The organism is Synoicihabitans lomoniglobus (genome assembly GCF_029023725.1).
GTDB lineage: Bacteria > Verrucomicrobiota > Verrucomicrobiia > Opitutales > Opitutaceae > Actomonas > Actomonas lomonigloba.
Map to the genome: position 1 here is coordinate 3,493,504 of NZ_CP119075.1, position 24,623 is coordinate 3,518,126.

Consider the following 24,623-nt stretch of genomic DNA (forward strand, 5'->3'; position numbering starts at 1 on the left):
CGAAACCATGTTCGAGGGAGCGGGCTAATGAAGATCAGGCCCAAAATGCGTTCGGGATGAAGTCCAACAGAATCATGGGCACCGTGCTGTCGGGGAATTTGAAATGGTATTGAGTCATCACCGCCACGCTGCTGATACCCCAGCGCTTGCCGTCGGTGATGAGGTAAACCGTGGCATTGTTGTCGCCACGCGCGAGGATCGAACCCGGCGTAAATGAAGGCCCTTCGGCAATCGAATCGATATCAAGCACCGGCACAATTCCCTCGGACGTGGTGAAAAGATTGGCGTAGGTCGTATCGTCGAGAATCGCCTGACGATACCCCTGGGGATTGACCAGGTAGGTGAGACCTCCATTCACCGACTTGAGTCGCCACCCCGCCAGCGCGGGATACGGAATCGGGCCGTTGGTGGCGGCGGCATCGAGGTTGGAGACCAGATCGCTTACTTTTTTCGCATTCATGGCAGGGTATGGTTTTCAACGGGGAGGGATGACATGGGGATGGAAATGCGCCTGCCCGTTGTTTGGCCCATATCCGAAGGGGTGAATCCCGAGGAAACCCGTCAGGGGCCTGGGGAATCGGAAACCGAAGTGACCGACTCCACCCAATGCGCAAAATAGCGGGCAAACCGCTCACTCGATTTCACCATTACCTCCCCACCCACGCCACCCGCCCCCGCGCAGAATCCGCCCGAATCCAAAATCCCGAATTCAAAATCAAAAATCCCCCCCAAAGCTGCCACGGCCTCGTGCCGGTTCGAGTGGCATCGACATCGACGATGTCGAACAGCCAACCACCGCAAGTGGGGCGACATTTAAGACCCAGTCTTATCGACTTCCGACGATTCCACCGTGCGAGGCGGTGCCACCGGCTCCACCCGCTTCATCTGCTGAATCCCGCGAGGTTGCCGCGGAGGTGCCGTGGGCTCAGGCGTAGCAGTCGGAGAAACGCGACGGCGCTTGAGACGCGGGAGAATTACGGTGGCCAAAGCCCCGATCACGACCGCGGCGATCGCCAACGGAATCGCGACGACCACAAGCAACGCGATAAATCCCACCACAAGCACGAGACCCACCAAACCGAATAACAACCGCGCCAACGGGTTTTTGGTCGATGGCCCCCCCAACGAAGCCTGCATGCGAATTCCTGACATCCCCAGCAACCTGAGCGAAGCGCGCTCCGAATGCAAACCACCCCACCCCCGATTCCAAACAACTCTCCATATTCCACCCTCGGTTCATCCGAGATTCCGCAGTTGGATTTTACAGAAGGCAACGAAGAGCACGAAGCTGGAACGAGTTGCAGGCGATTATGGGCATCAATTCATTCACCCGTAAGGTGAGTTGCATGCCATGCAGTTTAATCGTTTTAACTCACTTTATTACATCGCTTTGTTAACTTTGTTACCTTCTGTGAACTGCGTTAATTAGGTTCATACCAGCCCGAAACCTGAAACGATTTTCGGGTTCTCCCCCGCGTTTAACCATAAAGAGCGCCCTTGAATCTCGATCCTCTGAGCTTCCCCAATTTTCATGCCCAAAACTGGCTCAAATTGTCGGGGAAAATCTAGTCCTGCCGTCCGTCCCCATCGCAGCCGCCGCATCAGTCAAGAGTCAAACAATGTCCCGTTTTGGCTGTCCTGTCCCGTTTTGGCTGTCCCAAGCGATCATTGACTGGACTGACAACCCCCGCACGGCAGTGAGTCTAAGCAATTTTGTCGTTAAGTCGTCGCGGTATGGATATTTTGTGCGTTCGACCCCTTCTGAAGGTCCCCTCAATGCACTTAAAATCAAACATAATCATATTATTCTAGGCAATTACCCTTATTTACTTCCGTAATCAAACTCCATTCTTGCCAATAATTTGCGGGTCAATAGGAGACTAGTCACGGCCCCCACTACCCTCAAAAGACCTCAATAACTTCCATGCTAAAATATGAAGACTTTAACTCAACTTGCCATTCTTTTATGCATTAATCAAATTACCACCGCCAACGATTACATCGTAATAACCAATTCCGACATTGAAGCAACCTGTGGTGGATTTCACGACACCTTGGTATTTGACGAAATAATAGGAACTTCGCCATCCGAAATAGCTGTCGTTTGGCTCCGTAAAATTCTCGAAACCAATGGCATTCAATCTGAAACTGTTTCTTTTTATGAAGCTCCTGTCAGCAATGCACGAGCAAAAGTATCACCCACGGGAGAGCGGGAAATATACTATGATGAGGTTTGGTTACTTGATCAGATGGAGAACGACTCTGAGGAAAATCGTAATTGGGCCGCACTTGGCCTCTTAGCTCACGAAGCAGCGCATATACATTATACTCATATTATAACTGGCGATAAGAAGAAAAGAAAAGAAAACGAACTTATTGCAGATGAATGGAGCGGCTGGGCACTATACCATTTAAATGCCAATTTGGAACAAGCTTATCTTTGGTTAGATCTTGGTAACGAGGAAGGAGAGACAGAAGGCTACCCTGCTAAGAATGTCAGGAAAGCCTATATACGAAAAGGGTGGCTTCGTGCAAAATCAACTCCTAACAGCATAACATCCAACTTTACTCCTTCGTCTTTGCTAGGGGTCGCGCCACTACAGGTAACATTTGATAATACATCCGAAGGTGAAGTCACTCTATGGAGTTGGAATTTCGGAAATGGAGAAACGTCGACGGAAAAAAATCCATCCTACACCTTTAAAAACCCTGGCGACTATGTAGTTACCCTAAAAGTAGCGAACAATACTAGTTCGGACATCAGTCAAAGAAAAATTTCGATTCTCGAGAAAATTAAGCCTGATTTTACTGCAATTCCAAGAGAAGGAACAGCACCTCTTTCGGTAAAATTTACAAATACATCATCAGGGAAAATCGACAAAGTTAATTGGAATTTTGGAGATGGAACAATTTCCGATGAGTTCAACCCAATCCACAGGTATGAAAACCCAGGTCTATATGAAATCAGACTAGTAGCGAGTGGACAAGCAGGTTCCGAATTTGAATATAAGTCAAACTACATTATCGTCTCTGAAGTGCCTGACGAAGAACCATCATGTGAAATTGATGATATTAAAATAACGCATAATATTCAAATTAGAGACCCAAATGCAGGTTTCCTTGCGCCCGCCATGAGAATTTTGTTAGAAGGAATCTTGACAGGCGTTAAAGGTAAAAAGATAGAGATAATCGCAACCTTCGACTATTTGACTCAATACGGATTCATCGAGCCACTTGTGGCAAATCCCTTGGAGACTCGATTTAAGGACAGTCTAGGAAATGTAGCAGTAAAATCAGGTGTCATTAGACTAAATGAAAATGATTATGATTTCTCTGAATCTATATTTAAAAACCGTTTAGAGCTTCCATATTATGCATTGAACATTATTCGAGGGGCTGGATATAGAAATAAATTATACACAAAGATTCACGTGTATATAGACTCAAATCACGCATATACCAGTGATGTTAAAGAGTGGATTTTATATAATTAAATTTATGAAACTTTACTCAATTCTATTTTGCGTTATATGCACACTTATTCGCGCTGAATCACTCTACAACTTGATTGAAGGAAAATGGGAGGGACACACCGAAAACAGCTCATCCTTAAATATTTTCATCGAATTTGAAAAAGACAAAAAATACCAGTGGTCAATGGGGTCTGACCCGCATTCACTAGAGGAAGGTGGATTCCGTATTCGCAACAGCGAGATACATCTATACCCTGGAGATGGAAGTAACCCCGCCACCTATACTACTCTGAAAATTAGCAAAATTGAGGACGAGACCCTTGAATTGATGATACCAGAAACAGGAATGCTTCAAGAGGCCGAGGCGGAAACTTATATTTTCGCCAAGCTTCGGAAAGAAAAGGCTATCGGCAAAGGTAAATACCTGCCAAATAAGCTGTTGAAAACAGATCCAGCGAGGATGACGCTGTTTGAGCATAATTTGCCGATTCCCATAACAACGCACAAAAATAATTCAAATGTGCTAAGGGCCTTCTGCCAAATAATTCCGAAAGCCATAAGTTCAGATCTTAAAAATTACACAACCTATAAAGACATCTCATCTGATAATTTTGAAATAACGTTCAGTAGTGGAGTTTTCAAGATTAGCGTTACGATATTAGATCAAGCCAAATACAATGACTTTCACTACATATACGATCTTAAAAATAGGATAAATCTGATATCCCAAAGAATATTTTCCCATTCTAGTGAATACGAGATTAATATTCTACCAGACAGAGGATTAGGAGCCTTTGGAGCTATTTCCTCATTCGAGCTCGCTACTCAGTTTTTGGACGACGATAAAAACGTTAATAAGACAGGAATAATATACGCTGTAATTAATACATTAGAAAATAGCCCAAACATCGAACTAGTAGATTCTGACATTGATTGGGAGAAAATAAACATATTAATCGCAAGTAAATGGACCCAAATTCCTGTTTCTCCAAATACATTTGTTGCAAAATCCAGACTAGAGATTCGATTAATTTTCGACTCCCCCCCCGACTCTATATCTGGAATTAAAGGAGTCCAAATCAGTGCCAGTCAAATTGTCAAAATCAGAAGACGTGCGTCAAGACGTTGGGAAGAAATAGAGAGCTTAAAATTTTTAAAACTCACAACAGCACCTGGTTCTCAAATCAATACCACGGATAGTGAATCCGTTCTTGATAACATACTCACTATTCTAATCTCCAGATGATCATGACAAAAAGTCGATTCATCTCTACACTTTTCATAATTTGGTTGGTTAGCTTAATTGTTATTCTATATAGTTTTCTTGTTCTTCCAAATTCCGGAGAAAACCAACCGTTCAGATCCGACTCACTGACAGAAGCAGTTGTTTCAATCGGAGGCCTTTGGCTACCACCCCTCACATGCTTCATCGGGCTATGGTTCCCTTCATTAGAAAACCATGGGGGCGTTTCAAACGCGTCACCAAAGTTCAATAAAACTGCTGCCTTCGCCGGCGCAGCTCTAACCTTGCTGTATGTCATATGTATCATTTATATGTCGATTAACACAGTAACCGACACGTATGACTTCCAAACTATGGATTTACCGGAAGGCGAGTCCTTTGAAGAGCGTATACAAAACATATCACGGTTGGGATTACTTTTCAACCCACTCGGCATGGCTCCTGTGCTTTGGGCGACCAGAGTTTGAGCGAAGCAACGGTGTCCGGATATAGAGTCATAAGTAACTTTTCATGCGCAGCTTAAATAGCGGATAGGCATCCTCCCAGGGGATCTTGTAGCGCAAGGCATTGCGGACGGTGCGGATAAACTGGCACGTCAGGGCGAAGGCATATCGCACGTTATTTTGAGCGGGCACCTGCTTGTCGGGAGGTAGCTTGTCGCGACGCTTTTTCTGCCGATCGATGACCTTGGTTTCGCTCAGGCCGGTATGTTCGAGTCTGGCCAGTAACACGGTCAGCAGGTTGTGCAGCAAGGCGACGAAGTGAGCCTGCATGAGCGCGGCGGTATCGCCGGTGCCCCACGCCTTGGTGACGCCGAGCCGGTTTTTAAAGACATCGTAGGCCTTTTCGATCTTCCAGCGCAGGAAGTAGAGCAGCGCGATGAGGCCGGGACGCAGATGGTTGCATGTGGTGATAAATACCAGGTCCTTGCCGGTGGCCGGATCGCGATAGTGGATACGACGAAGCGCGGCGTTGCTGTAGCCCGCGTGATCGTCAGAGACCACGCCGCGGTTGATCGGGTCATCGGGATCAAACCCGCAGGGACCGTAAATCATCGGTTCCATGTTTTCCTTTTCCCTGGTGATGATCATGGCGTGGCGATGGATCTTTTCGAGCACCCAGTAGAGATTGTTCACGTAAGCGGGATCGGCGACGATGATGGGCATCAGCTGGCGTGGCTCACCCTGCAACCATCGCTGCCAGTTTTCCTTAAACACGGGCCACTCGTGACGTCGTTTGGCGTCTCCTTGGAAGCGCGCCAAGGGCCGCATCAGCCCCCGATGCAGACAGAGTCCATAGATCATGCCCGAAGCGACATAGCGACCTTTGCCGTCGCGCTCAGAGTGGGTGGCATGAGCGATCTGATGTCCATCCACAGCCCATACGGGATGATCATTGAGTTCCTCAAACTCAGCCAACCAGTCCCGGTCGCCCAACTCCCGATCAAAATACTGATAACTCTTGGTCGCGACCTCGGTGAGCATCTCCAGCCGGCGCTTTGATTTGAACGCATCAAACCACGTGCTCCGAGGCAGCGACTCGGCCTGATCGGCCCGGGCCTGCAAAAACGCCCGGCCTGACTCATCAGCATCAAGTGCGCGCATCACGCCCCAGGTCAAAAAGCGTTCGTCGCTTAATCCGGTGTTTTGCTTACGCCGGTTGCGCACGTAGTGCGCGAGCAGATGATGAGCTGGCGCCATGAACGTCTCGTCGACCAGAGGATTGGAGGAAAAGGTCATGCCAATACCCTGACTAATGACGCATGCATTGACGAAAATATAACTAATTATTATACAACATGATAAATAGCCTGTAGCAGCAATAACCACACAACAATGCGATTTGCTAAATCAACCCGAGATCTTCGCTTCCTGGCCCCAAGAGACCCACTACACGCTGCTTTAGAGGTCCGCATTGCGGTCGCCGGACCTAGATGAAACTACCGATCCACGCTACGGCGTGCATCGGCTCACGCACCGAAAGTGACTTGGGCGGCAATTGAGATCGATCTCGGCGCCCTCAAGCATCATACGTGCCCAACCATCAACGGCTTAGCCCCACGATCCGGACACTGTTGAGGGCAGAAAAAGGGGTCAGGGCAGAAAAAGGGGTCAGGCTTTGGGGCTTGGGGTTATTCATTGCCCGTGTTGCATGTAGACTTCCTCGAAGGGCTGCACGAAGCCGGTGCCTTCGAACTGCATTTGGATGCTTTCGCCGCTGCCGCGACCGAGTAAGGTTTTGAAGGAGATGTCTTTCCGCATTGTCGGCGAAACAACGTCGCTCCGCTGGAGCGAGGACTTGGTCCACGCCAGAGAACACAGGAATTGGCCGGGTATTGAATCATACCGAGAAGAAGGAAAGCAGGGGGGTAGTCGCTTTTGCCAGTGGCCAGACCGGCAAAGCGGATGCCGAAAATTGACTAAAGTTCGCGCCTGAGCGCGAGCCTGAAACCGCCAATGACAGGACTTTATCGAAAATTGATCTCGGCGGTTGGGAAGATGAAACGCGGACCGGGTGGAACCGGTCCCTCCCCTGGTGACCACGTGCCGGGTAAAACCGTTGGGCACAAAGTCCAACCCACACGCGGATGCCTCCACCCCCCACTCTTGTGGGTCGGGCTTTACGCCCGATTGCATCTGAACCTTCCGAGACCGCTTCTGAAACCGGTGGCCCCAAGGGTGACCAGGCATGAGCTTACGACCCTCCTTTTCCCCAGCGCTCGGCGCCCTTCGTAAAGACCCGGCATCCGAGGCTCGGTCATTTTCGTGTTTTTAGTGTGTTTCGTGGGCAAATCCTGCGGGCTGACGGCATCCATCTCAGCCGGCTCTGTGTTCCTCCGGTTCGGCTCGGTGCGCTCGGTGGTAAAATTCCTTCGGCCGCGCCACCGCGTTCCGGTCTTCGCAAGCGAAGCCCCTACACCAACAGGACGCTCCAGCCCACCGTAGGGGCGTCGCTCGCGACGACCGCGTTTCAGGCTGCTGAGCCACGCCCACGCGGCGGCGCTTTCAGCGTAATCACCCTACCGGGTCACCCGGATTTCAGAGCTCGGTCAGTTTCGTGTTTTTCGTGTGTTTCGTGGGCAAATCCTGCGGGCTGACGGTATCCATCTCAGCCGGCTCTGTGTTCCTCCGGTTTGGCTCTGTGCGCTCGGTGGTGAAATTCCTTCGGCCACGCCACCGCGTTCCGGTCTTCGCAAGCGAAGCCCCTACACCAGCAGGACGCTCCAGCCTACCGTAGGGGCGTCGCTTGCGACGACCGCGTTTCAGCCTGCTGAGCCACGCCCACGCAGCGGCGCTTTCGGCGAAAGCGCCCTACCGGGCCACCCGGATTTCAGAGCTCGGTCAGTTTCGTGTTTTTAGTGTGTTTCGTGGGCAAAATCATCGGGCTGACGGCTTCCTATTTCATCCGCCTCCGTGTTCCTCCGGTTCGGCTCTGTGCGCTCGGTGGTGAATATTCCTTCGGCCACGCCAACGCGTTCCGGCCTTCGCAAGCGAAGCCCCTACACCAGCAGGACGCTCCAGCCCTCCGTAGGGGCGTCGCTTGCGACGACCGCGCCCGCCCCTCAATGGCCGGTCCAACCGGACCCGGCGCTTTCGGCGAAAGCGCCCTACCTGTTCTCGTTATATACGCAATTCAGACCACCTCGATCAGGCGTTTCTCGGCGGCGAGCAGTTGCGCGATGCCCGGTTATCGGGCCTCGATCCATGTCCGTAGGACAGGGTTGGTCGCGTTACCTACGCGTAGCCAAACGATCACCGGGGCTTTCGCTACCTGCGTCGACCGTGCGGCGAAGTCCTCGTCCTTGGTCATGATCACCGCGCCGCTTTCCAGCGCATGCGTCCAGATTTTGCCGTCTTCGGCATCGCGTAAACCAGCGTCCTCAACGTGCGTGGCCTCGTGACCTGCTTCCCGAAGCCAAAGCGCCAACGCCGGCGGCAGTTGCGCGTCGACCAGGAACTTCACGTGGCCAAGGAGAGCACCGCGTGGTCAACTTGCTTAGCGGCGTATTCAAGACTCGCCTGAATGTCTTCGCGTTCTAGGTAGGGATAACTTTCGAGGATCTCCGTCTCGGTGGCCCCCGCTGCGAGCATTTCGAGCACATCTTTTACGCGAATGCGCATGCCCCGGATACAAGGCCGCCCGGCGCACTGCTTGGGGTTAAACGTGATTCGGTGCATCTGGCTCATCCTCCCAAGCTAGGCGCGGAGCTCGTGGTCGGCAAGCGTGTCGTCGCCGTCGTTTTCCGGGTTCAAGAACCTCAGATTAAGTCAGGCGTCGCGGTATTTCGACTACGGTCCATCCTGCTGGGCTGTGCCACGCCAACGCGTTCCGGTCTTCGCAAGCGAAGCCCCTACACCAACCACATCGCCCAATGGTAGGGGCGTCGCTTGCGACGACCGCCCCCGCCCCTCAATGGCCCGGTCCAACCGAACTCGGCGCTTTCGGCGAAAGCGCCCTACCTGACCGAACCATATACTCTGGAAGCAATGGGCGAACGACGTGGAAGTCGATTGCCTCCTCGGAGGGACCGGTTCCACCCGGTCCGCATCTGCCTCCCTGCGGCTCCAACTAATCACGGAACCACGCCACCGCGTTCCGGTCTTCGCAAGCGAAGCCCCTACACCAGCAGGACGCTCCAGCCCTCCGTAGGGGCGTCGCTTGCGACGACCGCGTTTCAGCCTGCTGAGCCACGCCCACGCGGCGGCGCTTTCGGCGAAATCGCCCTACCGGGCCACCCGGATTTCAGAGCTCGGTCATTTTCGTGTTATTAGTGTGTTTCGTGGGCAAATCATCGGGCTGACGGCTTCCTATTTCATCCAGCTCGGTGTTCCTCCGGTGCGCTCGGTGGTAAAATCGGTCCGGTCTCGCCCACGCGTTCCGGTCTTCGCAAGCGAAGCCCCTACACCAACAGGACGCTCCAGCCCACCGTAGGGGCGTCGCTTGCGACGACCGCGTTTCAGCCTGCTGAGTCACGCCCACGCAGCGGCGCTTTCGGCGAAAGCGCCCTACCGGGCCACCCGGATTTCAGAGCTCGGTCATTTTCGTGTTTTTAGTGTGTTTCGTGGGCAAAATCATCGGGCTGACGGCTTCCTATTTCATCCAGCTCGGTGTTCCTCCGGTTTGGCTCTGTGCGCTCGGTGGTGAAATTCCTTCGGCCACGCCACCGCGTTCCGGTCTTCGCAAGCGAAGCCCCTACACCAGCAGGACGCTCCAGCCCACCGATAGGGGAGTCGCTTGCGACGACCGCGTTTCAGCCTGCTAAGTCACGCCCACGCGGTGGCGCTTTCGGCGAAAGCGCCCTACCTGACGAGATGTGTTGGTCCCGTGTTCCGTGGGCGCACCTAACGGGTTGAACATTTCGGCATGGTTGCTCTTGCGACCCCGGGCTCAAGTTATGAGCCTTTCGATCCCCTCGCGTCTTCGCGTCTTTCCCCCCCATCTCCCTCATCACCCCATGAGATCGTTCCGCGCCTTACTTCTGTTTGTCTCCGCTTCCCTCGGTTTTGCCGCCGGGGAAAAAATTGCCGTCATCCCCAAAGGCACCACCCACTCGTTCTGGAAATCAGTCGAAGCCGGGGCCCGCCAAGCCGGGGTCGAGGTCGATGCCCAAATTATCTGGAAGGGTCCGCTCAAGGAGGACGACCGCGCGCAACAAATCGCCGTCGTGCAACAGTTCTCCACCGACGACACCGACGCCATCGTGCTCGCCCCGCTCGACGACACCGCCCTTCGCGCCCCCGCTCGCTCCGCCATGCAACGCGGCAAGCCGGTCGTCATTTTCGACTCCGCGCTCAAGGGCGAAGCCGGCACCGAGTTCATTAGCTTCGTCGCCACCAACAACCACCGCGGTGGCCAACTCGGCGGCGAGGAACTCGCCCGCCTCATCAACGGCAAGGGCAAGGTCGTCCTGCTCCGCTACGCCGAGGGCTCCGCCAGCACCATGGCCCGCGAGGCCGGTTTCCTCGCCGTCATGGCCCGCCACCCCGGCATCGAGATCATCGTCGATAACCGCTATGCCGGACCGACCATCTCCACCGCCCAGGACGCCGCCATGAACCTCCTCGACAAACTCCGCGAGGCCGACGCCATCTTCACCCCCAACGAGTCGTCCACCCAAGGCATGCTGCTGGCGCTGCGCCAGACCGGCCTGACCCGTAAAAAGATCCTCGTGGGATTCGACACCTCACCCTTCCTGCTCGCCGCCCTCAAACGCGGCGACGTCAAAGCCCTCGTCGCCCAAAACCCCACCCGCATGGGCTACCTCGGCGTCAAAACCGCCGTAGCCCACCTGCGCGGCGAACCCATCGAAACCGCCGTCGACACCGGCTGCGTGCTCGTCACCAAAACCAACCTCGACACCCCCGAGGTCAAAGCCGTCCTGGGCAACTGAATCCACGCCGTCGTTTTTCACAGGAGAAAACAGAGAGAGCAGAGCCACTCCCCTGCTCCATCCTGCTTGCTCTGTGGTAATCGGTGAAATCTGTGGTTAAAATTACGGATACCTTGACCACAGATTACACAGATGAGCACAGATCCACTCCACCGGCTGACGGCTCTGTTTCCTTTGTTTCCTTCTGTAAAAGCAATGCACGCTGACGGCTCCTTCCCTACCAGCTCTGTGACAATCGGTGAAATCTGTGGTCAATAAAACCGACACCCATCCGACCGACGGTCCTCCTCCTTTGCTTCAGCTTACCGGCATTCGCAAAGCCTTCGGTGCCACGATCGCGCTGGGGGGCGTCGACCTCGCGATTCGGCCCGGGGAGATTCACGCCCTCGTGGGGGAAAACGGCGCGGGCAAGAGCACGCTCATGAAGGTGCTCGCCGGTATCCATCAACCGGATGCCGGCACGCTCACGCTCGATCGCGCCACCTACGCGCCCGCTGGTCCGCTCGACGCCCGCCGCGCTGGCGTCGCCATGGTGACGCAGGAACTCGCCATTGCCCCGCATCTCTCCGTCGCCGCCAACATCGTGCTCGGCGCCGAGCCCACCCGCGGCCCGCTGCTCGATGCGGCGACAACCCGCCGACGCGCCACCGACGCCCTCACCCAACTGGGCCGCGCCGATATCCCTCTCGACGTGCCCGCCGGACAGCTCGGCATCGCCGAACAACAACTCCTGGAGATCGCCCGTGCCCTCGCCCTCGGCTGCCGTATTCTCGTCCTCGACGAACCCACCAGCAGCCTCACCGCCGCCGACACCGACCGGCTCTTCACGCTCGTCCGTCGCCTCCGCGATCAAGGCACCGCCGTCGTCTACATTTCCCACTTTCTCGAAGAGGTGAAAGCCCTTTCCGATCACTGCACCATCCTGCGCGACGGCGCGACCGTGCACAGCGCCCCCACGGCCAACCTCTCGACCGATGCCATCGCCCACCACATGGTCGGCCGCGCGGTCGATGAGCTCTACCACCGCTCGGATCACCCGCCCGGCGAGGTCGTCCTGGCGGTGTCCGATCTACGCAACGCGCCCGCTGTGCTGAACGCCTCGTTTGAATTGCGCCGCGGAGAAGTGCTCGGCCTCGCCGGGCTCATCGGTGCGGGCCGCAGCGACCTGCTTAAGTCGATCTTCGGCCTCGCGCCCGTTCAGTCGGGGGCGGTCAAAACCGCCGCGTTCTCCGGCCGTCCGCAGCCCACGCAATCCTGGCGGGGCGGACTCGGTTTTCTCAGTGAAGATCGCAAGGACGAAGGGCTGGCGCTCAATCTCTCCCTCGCCGAAAACCTCACGCTCCCCCGCCTGCCGTGGCGCTTGTCGCCGCGCCAACTGGCCGACGAAACCAAAACCTGGATACAGCGGGTCGGCGTGCGTGCCGCCGGACCCGACCAAGCCATCGGTGAGCTTTCCGGCGGCAACCAACAGAAAATCGCCTTCGCCCGCCTACTCCGCAACGACGCCGACATCCTGCTCCTCGACGAGCCTACCCGCGGCATCGACATCGGCGCGAAGCAAACCCTTTACCGCCTCATCGACGAGCTGGCGGAGTCCGGCAAAGCGGTATTGTTGGTCAGCAGTTATCTGCCGGAGCTCCTCGGCACCTGCGATCGCATCGCCGTCATGTGCCGCGGCACGTTAGGCCCGGCGCGCCCCACCGCCGAATGGACCGAACACACCATCATGCTTGCCGCCACCGGCGCGAATGCGGCCTGAAGATGATTTCTTACCGTAGGCAATCAAGTGAACCACGCCGTCAGCATGCTTGTTTTTGCACAGGATAAAACGGAGGTGAACAGATCCTCTCTGATGCCCCAGCACCATGATGAATTTTCACAGAAGGAAACGAAGAAAACCAAACCACCCCTCCGCCGTTTTTACACAGGAGGAAACGGAGGTGAACAGAGCCACTCCGATGCCCCCAGCACGACAATGATTTTTACAGAAGGAAACGAAGAAAACTAAGCCACTCCTCCGCCGTTTTCACACCGGAGGAAACGCAGGTAAACGGAGCCACTCCCCTTCGTTCTCTTTGTTACCTTCTGTAAAAGCCCCGCAGGCTGACGGCTCCGTTCCCCTCTGTTCCCTCCTGTAAAATAAAAAACATCCACCCCACTCACCGGCTCATGTGCTGGCACCGCTCAGGAATACACACCACTCCTCCGCCGTTTTGCACAGGAGGTAACGGAGGTAAACGGAGCCACTCCCCTTCGTTCTCTTTGTTACCTTCTGTAAAACCCCACAGGCTGACCGCTCTGTTGCCCTCTGTTTCCTCCTGTAGAATAAAAAACTCCCCCTCAACTCGTGCTGAAAAAACTCACTAGCTCTCTCGTCAATGCCGGTCCGTTGATCGGACTCATCGTGATTTGCGCGCTGTTTGCGGCATTGCGCTGGGAGAACTTCGTCACGTGGGACAACTTCGCCATTATTCTCCAACAGACGGCCGTGATCGGGATCGCCGCTCTCGGCATGACCATCGTCATCATCGCCGGCGGCATCGATCTCTCGGTCGGTTCCATCATCGCACTTGGCACCATCGTCATCGCCCTCGCGTTGCAGGCGGGTTGGCCTCCGCTGGCAGCAGCCTTGGCGGGAATCGCGGTCTGCGGGGCGTGCGGGGGCATTTCCGGACTGTTGATCACCCGACTGCGCCTGATGCCGTTTGTCGTGACGCTCGGCATGATGGGCGCGCTGCGCGGCGCGGCCAAAGGTCTCGCCGACCAGCAACCTATTTATCCCGACGACTACACCTGGATCAGCGAGCTCATGCAACTCGGTGAGAAAGGCTCCCTGCCCGGCGGCGTGTGGCTGATGCTCGGCTTTGCCGCGCTCGTCGCGGCGATGCTGCGTTACACGCGTTTTGGTCGCCACGTGTTTGCGGTCGGCTCCAATGAAAACACCGCCCGACTGTGCGGCGTGCCGGTGGAGCGCGTGAAGGTGCTCGTCTACATTATCGGTGCGGCCTTCGCGGGTCTCGGGGCGATGTTGCAGTTTGGTTATCTCACCGGCGGAGATCCCACGACCGCGGTGGGGCTCGAACTCAACATCATCGCCGCCGTCGTGATCGGCGGGGCCAGTCTGGCCGGTGGACAAGGCACGGTCATGGGCACGCTCGTCGGTGCCCTGATCATGAGCGTGGTGGCCAACGGTTGCACCAAACTCGGGATGGCCAACTGGGTGCAGGAAATGGTGACGGGTGGCATCATCGTCGCCGCCGTCACGCTTGATGCGTTGCGCCGGCGGAGTCGGGCGTGAAGCCCGACCCACGGCAAAGCAACGCAGCGTGAGTCACGTTGGGCGGGCTCCACGCCCGACACCTCCCCGCCCTTCCCGCGTGCTACTGCGCCGGTAATTCGAGCGCAGCTGCGGCGGCCAGATCAATGGTGTGCTGGATCAACTCCCGACCACCGGGCGCGCCATGACCCGGCACTACTCGTGTCGCATCGGGATACGTCTGTTGCACCCGACGCATCGAGTTCGCCCATTCGGAAATCGTCGCGTCCGCCACGTTTCCGAGCCCGTCACTTTCCGCCGCGCGCACCGCGCAACCACCGACCAACAACGTGGTCTGCGGCAACCAAACCACCACGTTGTCCATCGTATGCGCCGGGCCGGGATAGAGAATTTCCACGGAACCCGATGTGATGGATTCACCCGGCTTCAGCCGGAAAAGATCGAACGCATCCGTTGGGGTCACCCCCGCCAGTTCCAGCGTGCGGGCCGATGCCACCACCCGCGCCCCGTGTTCGGCAAATACCTCCCAACCGGCCAGGCGATCAGCGTGAAAATGAGTCACGATTAACCGGCTCACCGGGAGTCCGATTTCCTGGTCAATCCACTGCCACAGCACCCGCGATGGCTCCGTGCCCCAAGCGGTGTCGACCACCACCAGATGGTCCCCTTCACGCACAATCAATCCATTGGAAGACACGCGCCCCCATGGTTCCACCGTCTGCCAAGACTTGTGCAGCCATACGCCGTCGCCCCACGGAGTGACCTCGACCTGCGGCCGTGACGTTGCGGCCTCCACGCGTCCGATCACAAGCAACCCCAGCAGCATTAACCACCCTTTCATCCCTCATCTCCAGAGGTCTTCCCAGCCACGACAACCTCGAAACTCTGCGGGCGCAAAGGATTCACTACCGGACTCGGAGCAGAGGCGAATTCCCTAATCTCCTTTAAGCGTTTCAGCGACCCGGAACCCGGTCCGGGCATCGCCTCAACGAGCGGGATGTTCGCAACCACTTTGCATAGTGAAATTTGCCAACAATTTAAATCGTCAGGCGCGGAATTTCATTTCAATACCCTCGCACGAAAGACGATGTCGAACATCCGGCAGAAGCCTTTCTCCCTGCGTCCCTCCCTTCTTTCGAATCGCTGGTTAACCCCCCGACTTGATCATGACTTCCGGAGCAAACCCCACCCCCGCGCCGTCCGCCGCCGTGGCTCAACAGATCGCCGCCATCGTGTCGTCGTCTGAAGACGCCATCATCAGCAAGAACCTGGACGGCACGGTCACATTTTGGAATCGAGGAGCGGAACTGCTGTTCGGCTACACGGCCGCGGAGATTGTCGGAAAGTCCATCCAGCTCCTCATCCCGGAAGACCGCAAAGACGAGGAATCAAGCATTCTCGCGCGCCTTCGCCAAGGCGAACGCGTCCAATACGATGAAACCCAGCGACGTCGGAAGGATGGCACATTGGTCGACGTGGCGGTGCGGATCTCGCCGATCAAAGACCACCAAGGGAAAATCGTCGGGGCGTCCAAATTCGTCTACGATATCACCGAGCGTAAACGACAGGCGCGGCGACTGGCCAAGCTGGTCGAGGAAATCGAAACCCAGGCCCAGCTCTTCGATGCCACCCTCTCCAATATCACGGACCTCGCCTATTCATTCGATCTGCAGGGACGTTGGATCTATGCCAACAAACCCCTCTTGAATTTGTGGGGCAAATCACTGGAAGAGATCACCGGCAAGAGCTGTCTGGAGCTCGGCTACCCTCCGGACCTCGCCCGCACTCTCGAGTCGCAAATTCAGCAGGTGATCGAAACCAAAACTGCTTTCCGGGGCGAGACCCCTTACGTCAGCGGCGACGGCAAACTCGACGAGCACGAATACATCTTCAACCCGGTCCTGGATGCCTCGGGGAACGTGACGGCGGTCGTGGGCACGACGCGGCTGATCACGGCCCGAAAAAAAGCCGAGCACGACCTCGAACTCGCGCGCGATCAGGCGATCGCGGCCGCCCAGGCCAAAGACGATTTTCTCGCCGCCCTGTCCCACGAACTGCGCACTCCTCTGAACCCGGTGTTGTTGCTCTCCAGTGTCGGAGCGTCCAACCCGGATCTACCACCGGAAGTGCGGGAGGACTTCGAGCTGATCCGCAAGAACGTGAATCTCGAGGCGCGGTTGATCGATGATTTGCTGGACCTTACCTCCATCACGCGCGGCAAACTGACGCTGGATCAACAGGCGTGCGATCTACACGGCATCATCAATGACGCCCTGGTAAACGTGCGCCCCGACGCCACCAAGAAACAGCTGCAACTGGTGGTGAACCCGCAGGCGGGCGAACATTTGGTGTGGGGCGATCCGATCCGCCTCCAGCAAATCCTCTGGAACGTGCTCAAGAACGCGGTGAAATTCACGCCCGCGCACGGCACCGTCACCGTCGAAACCACCAGCGACACCGATAGCTTGTTCATCAAAGTCAGCGACACCGGCATCGGGGTGAGTCCGGAGGAGATTGGCCGGATCTTCACGGCCTTCAGCCAAGGCGACCACGCGCGCCCCGACGCCAAACACCGCTTCGGTGGACTCGGCCTGGGACTCGCCATATCGAACATGCTCGTCGAAATCCACGGCGGAAAAATCCGGGCCTCCAGCGCCGGCCTCAACCAGGGATCGACCTTCACCGTCGAACTTCCGCTTCACCGCCGGCCCGCCGCCACGACCTCCGAGACCACCCGGGAAAACCACGCGCGGCACGCTCCATCGCTGGCTTCCCGTGCGGCATCGACCCGCCCGGGAAATACCAACGGCAACTCCCCCGCGCGTATAAAAATTCTCCTCGTCGAGGATCACGCGCCGACGCGCGCCACGCTCAAGCGACTGCTCTCCCGTCATCATAAGGTGAAGGCTGCCGCCTGCGTCGCCGATGCCCTCAAACTGGCCCAGGGTGAGACCTTTACGTTGGTCATCTCCGACGTGGGTTTACCGGACCGCAACGGGTATGAGCTCATGCGCGAACTGCGGGTTCTCCAACCCGCCATGGTCGGCATCGCGCTGAGCGGTTACGGCATGGAGGAAGACATCGCCCAGTCGCTCGCCGCCGGGTTTTCGGCCCATCTGGTCAAACCGATCACCATCGAAATTTTGGATGAAGCCATCATGAATCAAACGTCCGGCGCTCCCCGGTAATTCAGCCGGAGAGGCCACCCTCCACCCAGGCTCCACGCCCCGGCAAAGGTTATGTGCGACGAGATTCCTACCGTCCCCGTTGCCCCACCAACCACGGCCCCAGCACGCGATTCCGGCGGCGACCGTTCAACACCGCGCCGATGAAGGTGGACCGCACCACGAGGTCGTAGCTGATCAACGCGATCGCGATGGTGGCCGCTGAAACGATCCCGAGTTTGAACGACCAGTGGATCGGCACTTCCGCGATCGCGACCTGCAGCCAGATCACAATCGGGAGGTGAATGAGATACATCCAATACGACGAGTCAGCGACGTAACGCACCCAGCCCCGGGGCCGCGAACAGCATTTTTTGAACACCCCGATGGTCAGGCTAACGAGCGACCACATCAGCAACGCGTAGGCCGCCACAAAACCGTAGTGCGCAATCACATGGTGCGCGTGACCGGGATCCATTTGGATGTCGGACAACTTCAACACCCCGACGAGTCCGACCACCGCCCCCAACCCCCGGGTCGGGGTGAGTCGTGCCAGTGCCGCCATGGCGGCCGGTTGCCGGTCCAGCAGCCAACCGAGACAGAAGAAGCCGCCATAAATGCAAAGCACGGGCCCATGCGGCTGCAGGGATTTATCGGGCGTATCCATGCCCCAATGACTCATGTGCCACAGCGCCAACGCCGTCGGGGCCGCCAGGACGGGCAGTCCCCAGGGTGAACTCGCCAGCCAGGCAACGCCCGCATCGAGGCCGCGTTTCCAGCGGTCGGAGCGCACGCCCGCCACCGCGCCAAACACCGCCCGGCCGATGAGCGCCAGTCCCGTCACCAATACGATGTAGTAGAGAAACCACAAGTGAGTTTGCGTGAACAGCCCGGCCGGCACGGCCTTGAGCATTTCGACGGCCGCTTCGATGCCCGCCTGGATGTCGACCTCGCCACGCATGCTGGTGAAGCCCATGACCCAGGCCACCGTGAGCAGCGGTCGCAGCAAAAACCACCCGAGCACAAACGGCACGACGATGCGCACGAAGCGCGACTTCATGAAGTTTCCCGCCCCACGGCGATGAAAAGTGAGATGGCTGAAATAGCCCGCCAACAAAAAGAATACCTCCATGCGAAACGCGTGGCTCACCGTGACAAACGACGCGACCAGCGCACCGGTGGAAATATCCTGCACCGCCCAGCCGATGTAAGTGGGCATGAACGACAAACTGGCGTGAAAAACGATGCCCAACACGAGCGCGAAGGCCCGCGTGGCATCAAGATAATCAAGCCGGGCCGCGCCCGCCGATGCAGCCACGGCGGGCGGGGTGAGGGCGGCGTCGGCGAGGGAGGTGCTCATGACCGGAGGACGGGTTGAGGGCAGGTTGCTGCGGCTTAATAGAAACCGATTTCGTCCACCTCGTAGCCGAACGCATCCGGTGCCATGCCGATGGCGACGAGGTTGACGCTGGTGACGGTCCGGGGGTCGAGCGGGATCTGCTCCGACCACGCACGTTTCATATCCGCGAACGGAATGCGCACTTCCTGAAAGTCACCCGGCTTGCCCGCGATCGGCGCGCTGGCATGGTAGTCGAAGTTCACGACTTCGGCACTGGCCACCTGCACGGACAGCATGCCGCGCTTCACCTTCACCCGGAGTCGCACGCCCTTGTAGGCACTCACGTCCTGCACCTGGGCGTCCGGGGTCAACAGGAGTGGCACCGAGACAAAGGCCGGCATGCCGCGCCCCGGCACGAGCTTGCCCTCGACTTTGAGAACGCCGTCGACGCACGCCAAGTCGGCCTGCGATTTGCCGCCCATTTCCTTATCGGTGATGATCATACGACCCGCGCCGGAGGGCGTATGTTCGGCGTGGGAAAAGTTATCGAGCAAGGCCGGGGCGGCCGGCGCATCGGCGGCGCGAAGGGTCAACGGACTCACCAGAAAAGGCGTCAGGAGAAAAAAGCCCGCGAGGCGAATAGCGGCGAAAGGGCACGAGAAAGAGGAATGGATTGGGTTCATTTTATGTAATGGATGGAGGAGAGATTTAATCTGAGTTCGTTGGTAAGTGCCCGGTCGCCGCGACGAGGTGACAAAGTTTTTGCGGTTTTCTGCGGAACCGGCAGAAAGTCTGTCACCCCCTCGCCCTTTTCGGACACGTATAGGCAAACCATCATGCAACTCTCCGAATCGATACCCTCCTCCGCCCTCGCCTCCGACGCCGAGTTGGTGGCCGCCTGCCTCGCCGGTGACCGCTCCGCTTTCGGCCCCATCGTCGAACGTCATCAGCGCCTCCTCTGCTCGCTGGCCTACTCCGCCACGGGTCAACTCAGTCAAAGCGAAGACCTCGCCCAGGAAACCTTCGTCGAGGCCTGGCGCCAACTGCCCAAGCTGCGCGAACCGGAGAAACTGCGGTCGTGGTTATGCGGCATTTTGCGCAACAAAGTCTTTCGGCTGCGGCGCGTGGACGGACGCGAACCGTCCCGCCAAGCCGATCCGCTCGACACGGCCGAGGAGCTCGAATCCGACATCCCTTCCACCCCCGATGCCACCATCGAAAAAGAGGAGCAGGCCATCATGTGGAGCGCCCTGGAACGCGTCCCCGAAACCTACCGCGAGCCGCTCATTCTTTATTATCGTGAACACCGCTCGGTGGAACACGTGGCCGTCGCCCTCGACCTCTCCGAAGATGCCGTGAAACAACGCCTCTCCCGCGGCCGCAAAATCCTGCAGGAACAAGTGCTCTCGTTCGTCGAAGGCGCGCTCGCCCGCAGCACCCCCGGCAAGCTCTTCACCATCGGCGTGCTCGCCGCGCTGCCTCCCATGGCCACGCCAGCCAAGGCTGCGGGCATTGGCGCGGCGGCGGCACAGGGTAGCTTGCTCATGAAGTGGACCGGCGTCGCCGCGCTGCTGGCTTCGCTGTCCGGCGTGATCAGCGCCGTGCTCGCCCTGCGCGCCAATCTCGACCAGGCGCGGACCCCCGCCGAACGCCGGTTTGTGGTCAAGGCCACGATCGGTCTTTTCGGCAGCGCGATCGCATTGCTCGCCATCCTCTACGGCGTGCGAGCCGGCTCCTATCACTGGTGGGAACACCGCCTGCTGGGCGCGATCTCCGCCCAAGTGCTCGTGCTCAGCTTCGTCGTCGCGTGGCCCATGGCGATGGTGGTCATCATCCGCCGGCAAAGTAAGCTGCGCTCCAGCGAACGTATCCGCCATCCGGATAACTTTGCCGACGCCCGCGACCAAGTCGGCGCGGCGGCGAAAGAATATCGCAGCCGCTGGCAGTTGTGGGGCGTGCCGTTGGTGCACATCCGATTTTCCACCGCCGATGAACGTGAGAAACCCGTGTTTGGTTGGGTGGCGGGCGGCGACCGCGCTTACGGACTGTTATTTGCCTGGGGCGGCATCGCAGTCGCACCGATCAGCGTCGGCGCAGTCGCTGGCGGGATCCTCGCGGTCGGTTCCGTGAGTGTGGGCGTGATCTCTCTCGGCATGGTGAGCGTCGGTCTGTTCGCGCTCGGCAGTGCGGCGGTTGGCGTGAAGGCGCTGGCTTGGCTCTCCGCACTCGGTTGGGACATGGCGGCGAGCGGCGGTTTTGCCATCGCGCAAAAGGTGGCGGTGGGTCCGGTCGCCTTCGCGTCACACGCCAACGACGAAATTGCGATGGCCGCGCTGAACGCCCCCGACGGCCCGCAGGACCCGGTGCTCTGGCTCGCCCTGATCGCTATCCTGGTGCTCGTGCCCGTCATCCTCTACGCCCGCGCCGTCCGCCAACGCCTCGGCCGCCGGGCGACATAGCACATTCGTTTTGATAGATGTTCGGGGAATCCGGGTAACATCGGAGGGACGACTTTCACATCGTCCGCGTGCTGCCTCCAGGATGAAACGCGGACCGGGTGGAACCGGTCCCTCCCTGGGTGAACGCGCACGAGCTCACGGTTTTCCACCCTCACGTGTTCCGGCGCTTTCGGCGAAAGCGCCCTACCTGGCGACCGGCATCCGAGCCTCGTTTAATTTCGTGTGTGCCGTGGGAAAAAAACGCCGGACTGACGGCTTCCTCTTTCACCCGGCGCTGCGCTCTCTGTGACCAAGCGCATCCTGCTCGGGGAATCCGGGTAACCTCGGAGGGACGACTCCCACGTCGTCCGCGTGCTGCCTCCAGGATGAAACGCGGACCGGGTGGAACCGGTCCCTCCCTGGGTGAGCGCGCACGAGCTCACGGTTTTCCACCCTCACGTGTTCCGGCGCTTTCGGCGAAAGCGCCCTACCTTGGCGGCCGGCATCCGAGGCTCGTTTAATTGCGTGTTTTTCGTGTGTTTCGTGGGAAAAAAACGCCGGGCTGACTGCACAAGAACAGAGGCTGTTGACGTGGCTCCTTTTTGTGCCTCCTGCGCCTCTGGTGGCTGTGACTTGGTTCGCGCCGCGCGAGCTGAGATTTGCACGATTCATGACGTCGAGATCCGTGCAAAAAACCGGATCAGCCCGCCGCCATTTCCTGCGCAAAAAATTATTTGATTTCGTAAGCCGCTGGCTGCCATCAGGAAACTCATTTCAAGCATGCCCCGTCCGCGGATGGTTCGAAAGGTGCGAAGGAAGAATGCACTCGCGTGACCACGCCAACGTGGTTCGCGCATCATCCTTAAACTCAATCCATCGCAATCCTATGTTAAACAATCTTACCGACCTCCTCGTTCACGAAATCCGCGATCTCTACAGCGCCGAGACGCAGCTCCTGGAAGCCCTCCCCAAAATGGAAATGGCCGCGACCGACGCCGACCTGAAGACCGCGTTCCACGACCATTTGAACGAAACCAAAGACCACGTCGACCGCTTGGCCGAGGCCGCCCAGATCCTCGGCGTTGAGCCCACGGGCCAAACGTGCGAAGCGATGAAGGGTCTGATTCGCGAGAGCAGCGAAACCATCGACGAGCTCGCCAATCCCACCGTGAAGGACGCCGCACTCATCGCCGCTGCGCAACGGGTGGAACACTACGAAATCGCCGCGTATGGTTCGGCCGCCTGTTTTGCCGATGCCGTCGACGCCAACGACGTGAAGAAGCTACTCGGCAAGACGTTGGACGAAGAAAAGTCCGCCGATGACAAGCTCACGCACATCGCCACCGGCGGTCTGTTCTCCAAAGGTATCAACCAGGAAGCGATGCCCAATTGATCGGGACCGGACTCGTTTAAAACAATTCTCACCACCTACGAAAGCGCGCCCTCGGGCGCGCTTTTTTTGCGGCTCGAACCCGCGAGATCAGCCGCGTTTTGCAGGGGAAAATCACGGAGCGATGGGGCGCAGGTCGGTCCAAAAAACCGCCCGACCTTCCGCGCCGCCCAAACGTAACCGACGCCCGGTGCTAAACAAACTCGCCATTACGTGGTTCGGCCTGCCATAATGATGGCGTTCGGTTTCCCTGCCTGGCCTCGGGGAAACCTCAAAGTCTCAGACTTACCCCACCCCATGAAGGCCACCTTCCCGCACGATGCCCGTTTGGCGTCCCCCCCGCTGGCAGCCCGTTCTGCCCGGTCCAGGGTATGGGTTGTCGGACCACGTTGGCAGAACCGCCCCCGCTCGGGCGTTTTCCGCCCGTCACGCGTGAAGACCTTCGGGCCCCCTCCCGGCTCCGCTTCCGCGGAGTTTCGCTGCACCACCACCCCCGTCCCTCCCCTCACGCATGAACTTCACCACCACTGAACAGGCGAACCTCGAACAAAAAGGGCTGACCCTCCAGGCCCACGCCGAAGTCGGCGGCCAAATCTCAGACTCCCACTGGATTCCCTTGGTCGAATCGGAACAGTTGCTCATCGACCTCATGAGCGGCGATCCACCCGCTCCGGACGCCCCCGGCCACATCGAACTGAGTTGGGTGCTTTATACCCTCAATCATGACCTGCCGCCCAACCTGCAGTGGCTGGTCGACGTGCTTCGTCGGTTGGGCATGCCGCCCAGCCGAATCCAGCCCGCCGATTGGCAAAAATGGATGACCCAACTCGCCGGAGCCGGCGTGCTGTATGGCGACGGCACCCTGCTCGCAGTCGCGCCCTATGCACAGCTGGACCCCGGTTGGCTGCTCTCGGCGATCGACTATTTCATTCTCAAAAACGTGCATTGGCCCATCGGGCTGCATCCCTTTGCCAACAAGCCCAAACGACTCCAACTCACGCAACCCACCAGCCTGAAAATCGCGGTGCTGGGTGACTGTGGCACGGGGCCCTACCAAGATGGTAATTTGGCGAATAGTCCCTCGCAGCTCGTCTTCGATCAAATCAAGTCCCTGTCACCGGATATCATCATCCATCTGGGCGACGTCTATTACTCCGGCACCGCGGCGGAGGAGACCAAGAAACTGGTCAATTGCTGGCCGACCGCCGGGCTTGGGAATTTCACCATGAATTCCAACCACGAGATGTATGACGGTGCGAACGGATTGTTTAAAACCGCGCTCGGCAGCCCCGCGTTTGGCGACCAGCAAAAGACCACCTACTTCTCGGTCGAATGGGGCGATTGGTTGATCGTCGGATTGGATTCGGCTTACTACGATCCGAGCAGTTTCTTCATGACCGGCGCGCTCACCGATCCCGCGCAAAAAGCCTTTTTGCAACAAGCCATGGCCACCGGTAAAAAGGTCATCCTCATGACCCACCATTGCGGCATGAACGTCACCGGCAGCGCCACGACCCCGCTCTGGCAAAACGTTTCCGACGCCCTCGGCGGCCACATGCCCGCCTACTGGTATTGGGGGCACGAACACAACGGCATCGTCTACGGACCGGGTGCCGCCTGCGGCGACAAGATCGAGTGCCGCTGCCTCGGCAACGCCGCCATCCCCATCGGCAACTCCAGTTGGCTGCAGGCGGCAAACAAGTCAGCCGTGCGCTTTTACACCGATGCCCCTTTGGACCAACCCACTCCCCCGCAAGCGCTGCGCGTCAAAAACGGCTTCGCCCTGCTCGAACTGAGCCACTCCGGCCTCACCGAAACCTGGTATTACCAAGACGGCACCCAAGCCTGGCAGTCGTAACGCGACGCCCCAACCATCCGTTATCGAGCGAACAGCAATTGACATAAAAC

At 57.9% G+C, this 24,623-nt stretch carries 17 protein-coding genes and 1 pseudogene; 9 read left to right on the forward strand and 9 right to left on the reverse strand.

Annotation, left to right across the window (positions count from 1 at the left end; translation table 11 throughout):
* Positions 1-34: 34 nt before the first annotated feature.
* Positions 35-460 carry a hypothetical protein gene (locus PXH66_RS13535; RefSeq protein ID WP_330927564.1) on the reverse strand — a complete coding sequence of 142 codons (426 nt, stop codon included), beginning with the start codon at positions 458-460 and terminating at the stop codon, positions 35-37.
* A gap of 353 nt (positions 461-813) precedes the next feature.
* Positions 814-1,137 (reverse strand): hypothetical protein, encoded by a 324-nt coding sequence (locus tag PXH66_RS13540; RefSeq protein WP_330932041.1) that lies wholly within the window; start codon positions 1,135-1,137, stop codon positions 814-816.
* 797 nt (positions 1,138-1,934) lie between these two features.
* Between PXH66_RS13540 and PXH66_RS13545 the strand changes: the two genes are divergently transcribed.
* Positions 1,935-3,494 (forward strand): PKD domain-containing protein, encoded by a 1,560-nt coding sequence (locus PXH66_RS13545; protein ID WP_330927566.1) that lies wholly within the window; start codon positions 1,935-1,937, stop codon positions 3,492-3,494.
* A gap of 70 nt (positions 3,495-3,564) precedes the next feature.
* A complete protein-coding gene (locus PXH66_RS13550; protein WP_330927567.1) occupies positions 3,565-4,719 on the forward strand; it encodes a type 1 periplasmic-binding domain-containing protein in 1,155 nt (384 codons plus the stop codon).
* Between the two features lie 491 nt (positions 4,720-5,210).
* Here PXH66_RS13550 and PXH66_RS13555 read toward each other — a convergent pair whose 3' ends face one another.
* The 4 genes and pseudogenes from PXH66_RS13555 to PXH66_RS13570 all read right to left on the reverse strand — a co-directional run bounded on the left by PXH66_RS13555 (position 5,211) and on the right by PXH66_RS13570 (position 8,903).
* Positions 5,211-6,455: a hypothetical protein gene (locus PXH66_RS13555; protein WP_330932042.1), complete on the reverse strand. Its 1,245-nt coding sequence runs from the start codon at positions 6,453-6,455 to the stop codon at positions 5,211-5,213.
* A gap of 396 nt (positions 6,456-6,851) precedes the next feature.
* Positions 6,852-6,974, reverse strand: a pseudogene (locus tag PXH66_RS13560) (AIM24 family protein); the annotation flags it as partial.
* Positions 6,975-8,403: 1,429 nt separating this feature from the next.
* Positions 8,404-8,679 (reverse strand): DUF5615 family PIN-like protein, encoded by a 276-nt coding sequence (locus PXH66_RS13565; protein WP_330932043.1) that lies wholly within the window; start codon positions 8,677-8,679, stop codon positions 8,404-8,406.
* Positions 8,676-8,903 (reverse strand): DUF433 domain-containing protein, encoded by a 228-nt coding sequence (locus PXH66_RS13570; protein ID WP_330932044.1) that lies wholly within the window; start codon positions 8,901-8,903, stop codon positions 8,676-8,678. Before PXH66_RS13570 ends, PXH66_RS13565 begins: the two co-directional genes overlap by 4 nt.
* 1,268 nt (positions 8,904-10,171) lie before the next feature.
* On the opposite strand from PXH66_RS13570, the gene PXH66_RS13575 reads away from it, so the two are divergent.
* The 3 genes from PXH66_RS13575 to PXH66_RS13585 all read left to right on the forward strand — a co-directional run bounded on the left by PXH66_RS13575 (position 10,172) and on the right by PXH66_RS13585 (position 14,405).
* Complete coding sequence (locus tag PXH66_RS13575) at positions 10,172-11,107, forward strand: ABC transporter substrate-binding protein (protein WP_330928353.1); 936 nt, start codon at positions 10,172-10,174, stop codon at positions 11,105-11,107.
* Positions 11,108-11,345: 238 nt separating this feature from the next.
* The gene (locus tag PXH66_RS13580) at positions 11,346-12,866 is read left to right on the forward strand and encodes a sugar ABC transporter ATP-binding protein (protein ID WP_330928354.1); all 1,521 of its coding nucleotides are present in this window, start codon (positions 11,346-11,348) and stop codon (positions 12,864-12,866) included.
* 588 nt (positions 12,867-13,454) lie between these two features.
* A complete protein-coding gene (locus tag PXH66_RS13585) occupies positions 13,455-14,405 on the forward strand; it encodes an ABC transporter permease (RefSeq protein WP_330928355.1) in 951 nt (316 codons plus the stop codon).
* An 82-nt stretch (positions 14,406-14,487) separates the two neighbouring features.
* Here the strand turns inward: PXH66_RS13585 and bla are convergent, their stop codons facing one another.
* Complete coding sequence (gene bla, locus PXH66_RS13590) at positions 14,488-15,225, reverse strand: subclass B1 metallo-beta-lactamase (RefSeq protein ID WP_330928356.1); 738 nt, start codon at positions 15,223-15,225, stop codon at positions 14,488-14,490.
* A gap of 325 nt (positions 15,226-15,550) precedes the next feature.
* On the opposite strand from bla, the gene PXH66_RS13595 reads away from it, so the two are divergent.
* On the forward strand, positions 15,551-17,572 hold the full coding sequence (locus PXH66_RS13595; RefSeq protein WP_330928357.1) for a PAS domain S-box protein: 2,022 nt from the start codon (positions 15,551-15,553) through the stop codon (positions 17,570-17,572).
* 67 nt (positions 17,573-17,639) lie between these two features.
* On the opposite strand, the gene PXH66_RS13600 is transcribed toward PXH66_RS13595, so the two are convergent.
* Both PXH66_RS13600 and PXH66_RS13605 read right to left on the reverse strand, forming a co-directional pair.
* Positions 17,640-18,908 carry an acyltransferase family protein gene (locus PXH66_RS13600; RefSeq protein WP_330928358.1) on the reverse strand — a complete coding sequence of 423 codons (1,269 nt, stop codon included), beginning with the start codon at positions 18,906-18,908 and terminating at the stop codon, positions 17,640-17,642.
* A gap of 35 nt (positions 18,909-18,943) precedes the next feature.
* Positions 18,944-19,489: a CIA30 family protein gene (locus PXH66_RS13605; protein ID WP_330928359.1), complete on the reverse strand. Its 546-nt coding sequence runs from the start codon at positions 19,487-19,489 to the stop codon at positions 18,944-18,946.
* Between the two features lie 234 nt (positions 19,490-19,723).
* Between PXH66_RS13605 and PXH66_RS13610 the strand changes: the two genes are divergently transcribed.
* The 3 genes from PXH66_RS13610 to PXH66_RS13620 all read left to right on the forward strand — a co-directional run bounded on the left by PXH66_RS13610 (position 19,724) and on the right by PXH66_RS13620 (position 24,573).
* Positions 19,724-21,346: an RNA polymerase sigma factor gene (locus PXH66_RS13610; protein WP_330928360.1), complete on the forward strand. Its 1,623-nt coding sequence runs from the start codon at positions 19,724-19,726 to the stop codon at positions 21,344-21,346.
* An 865-nt stretch (positions 21,347-22,211) separates the two neighbouring features.
* A complete protein-coding gene (locus PXH66_RS13615) occupies positions 22,212-22,718 on the forward strand; it encodes a ferritin-like domain-containing protein (protein WP_330928361.1) in 507 nt (168 codons plus the stop codon).
* A gap of 508 nt (positions 22,719-23,226) precedes the next feature.
* Positions 23,227-24,573 (forward strand): metallophosphoesterase family protein, encoded by a 1,347-nt coding sequence (locus tag PXH66_RS13620; protein WP_330928362.1) that lies wholly within the window; start codon positions 23,227-23,229, stop codon positions 24,571-24,573.
* Positions 24,574-24,623 lie beyond the last annotated feature (50 nt).

Bases quoted from the DNA above. Each gene is read 5' to 3' on its own strand.
- PXH66_RS13535 (WP_330927564.1), bottom strand. From the start codon at position 460: ATGAATGCGAAAAAAGTAAGCGATCTGGTCTCCAACCTCGATGCCGCC.
- PXH66_RS13540 (WP_330932041.1), bottom strand. From the start codon at position 1,137: ATGCAGGCTTCGTTGGGGGGGCCATCGACCAAAAACCCGTTGGCGCGG.
- PXH66_RS13545 (WP_330927566.1), top strand. From the start codon at position 1,935: ATGAAGACTTTAACTCAACTTGCCATTCTTTTATGCATTAATCAAATT.
- PXH66_RS13555 (WP_330932042.1), bottom strand. From the start codon at position 6,455: ATGACCTTTTCCTCCAATCCTCTGGTCGACGAGACGTTCATGGCGCCA.
- PXH66_RS13570 (WP_330932044.1), bottom strand. From the start codon at position 8,903: ATGAGCCAGATGCACCGAATCACGTTTAACCCCAAGCAGTGCGCCGGG.
- PXH66_RS13575 (WP_330928353.1), top strand. From the start codon at position 10,172: ATGAGATCGTTCCGCGCCTTACTTCTGTTTGTCTCCGCTTCCCTCGGT.
- bla (WP_330928356.1), bottom strand. From the start codon at position 15,225: ATGAAAGGGTGGTTAATGCTGCTGGGGTTGCTTGTGATCGGACGCGTG.
- PXH66_RS13595 (WP_330928357.1), top strand. From the start codon at position 15,551: ATGACTTCCGGAGCAAACCCCACCCCCGCGCCGTCCGCCGCCGTGGCT.
- PXH66_RS13600 (WP_330928358.1), bottom strand. From the start codon at position 18,908: ATGAGCACCTCCCTCGCCGACGCCGCCCTCACCCCGCCCGCCGTGGCT.
- PXH66_RS13610 (WP_330928360.1), top strand. From the start codon at position 19,724: ATGCAACTCTCCGAATCGATACCCTCCTCCGCCCTCGCCTCCGACGCC.
- PXH66_RS13615 (WP_330928361.1), top strand. From the start codon at position 22,212: ATGTTAAACAATCTTACCGACCTCCTCGTTCACGAAATCCGCGATCTC.
- PXH66_RS13620 (WP_330928362.1), top strand. From the start codon at position 23,227: ATGAACTTCACCACCACTGAACAGGCGAACCTCGAACAAAAAGGGCTG.